The 1,240-nt window shown below is 65.9% G+C and carries 3 protein-coding genes; 2 read left to right on the plus strand and 1 reads right to left on the minus strand.

Going from position 1 to position 1,240, the window contains the following annotated elements; genetic code table 11:
• Window positions 1-8 precede the first annotated feature (8 nt).
• Together JV551A3_RS16345 and JV551A3_RS16350 are read left to right on the plus strand one after the other, a co-directional pair.
• Entirely contained in the window at window positions 9-752 is a 744-nt protein-coding gene (locus tag JV551A3_RS16345) for a carbon-nitrogen hydrolase family protein (RefSeq protein ID WP_133978922.1), read from the plus strand.
• The gene (locus JV551A3_RS16350) at window positions 749-991 is read left to right on the plus strand and encodes a hypothetical protein (RefSeq protein WP_133978919.1); all 243 of its coding nucleotides are present in this window, start codon (window positions 749-751) and stop codon (window positions 989-991) included. Before JV551A3_RS16345 ends, JV551A3_RS16350 begins: the two co-directional genes overlap by 4 nt.
• A gap of 3 nt (window positions 992-994) precedes the next feature.
• Here the strand turns inward: JV551A3_RS16350 and JV551A3_RS16355 are convergent.
• Window positions 995-1,240 (minus strand): methylated-DNA--[protein]-cysteine S-methyltransferase (locus tag JV551A3_RS16355; protein ID WP_133978920.1); only part of this gene is annotated, 246 nt, incomplete at its 5' end.

A 1,240-nucleotide genomic window follows, 5' to 3' on the forward strand; every position in this document is an offset into this window, starting at 1 on the left:
GGTCATTCATGAAGTCGTGTGCCGTGCAACTGGCATCGCTCAAGGGCGATGTGCAAGCCAACCTCGAACGCCACCTGGCCTGCATCGAACAGGCCGCAACCCTTGGCGCCGAACTGGTGGTGTTTCCCGAACTGTCGCTGACCGGGTATGAGCCAACCCTCGCGCGCCAGGCCGCCCTGCCAGTCGGTGCGGCGCGGCTGGACCCGCTGCAGGCAGCCTGCGACCGCTTTGGTATCACCGTCGCCGTGGGCCTGCCACTGCCGACACCTGATGGCATCCGTATCGGCATGCCAATCTTCAGCCCCGGGGCAGCGCGCCAGGCCTATGCCAAGCAGCGTCTGCATGATGATGAATTGCCCTGGTTCACCCCAAGTCATCAAGCCATGCTGCTGCAGGTGGGCGCGCACCAGGTAGCACCTGCGATCTGCTACGAATCGATGTTCATGGCCCATGCCGCAGCCGCACGGGAACATGGCGCCGACCTGTACCTGGTCAGCGTGGCGAAAACCGCCAAGGGCATCCGTGAGGGTTACCAGCACTACGCCGAGGTGGCTCGTGAGCTGGGCATGACGGTGTTGCTGGCCAACTGCGTGGGGCCGGCCGACACCTTCATCGGCGCCGGCGGCTCGGCGGCCTGGGACAGCCAGGGGCGCTTGCTTGCCAGCCTGGACGACCACAGCGAAGGGCTGATCGTGCTGGATACCGCCAACGGCACTGCCATGGCGGTGCCGTTGGCCCTGCAACCGGCATGATCTATCTGTTTCTGGCGTTGCTGAGCTATGCCTGTACCTACTACCTGACGGGGCTGCTCATCCAGGGGCAACTGGCCGATGTGGCCGAGGGATTGCGCCACCGGCCTGATGCGCCGACACCCGGCGAGTACCTGCGCGCAGTGAGGCCCCATGCACGCCAAGCCCATCGGCAGTACACCCTGCTGGCTGGCTCGGCGTTGGCCGTGCTGGTCTGCCTGGCTGCCAGCTGGTTCTGCTGATGCCTACAGGTCCAGTGTCAGGCTTTGCCGGCCCTCCAGCGCCAGCAGGTACTGCTTTGCCGCCAGGCCGCCGGCAAAGCCGGTCAGGCTGCCCGAAGCGCCAATCACCCGATGACACGGGGCGATGATCGAGATCGGATTGCGGCCATTGGCGGCGCCTACCGCACGCACTGCACTGGGGTTGCCGATCTGCCGGGCGATGTCGCTGTAGCTGCGGGTTTCACCGAACGGGATCGCCAACAGCGCGGC

The organism is Pseudomonas inefficax, from assembly GCF_900277125.1.
Lineage (GTDB): Bacteria > Pseudomonadota > Gammaproteobacteria > Pseudomonadales > Pseudomonadaceae > Aquipseudomonas > Aquipseudomonas inefficax.

Bases quoted from the DNA above. Each gene is read 5' to 3' on its own strand.
- JV551A3_RS16345 (WP_133978922.1), top strand. From the start codon at position 9: ATGAAGTCGTGTGCCGTGCAACTGGCATCGCTCAAGGGCGATGTGCAA.
- JV551A3_RS16350 (WP_133978919.1), top strand. From the start codon at position 749: ATGATCTATCTGTTTCTGGCGTTGCTGAGCTATGCCTGTACCTACTAC.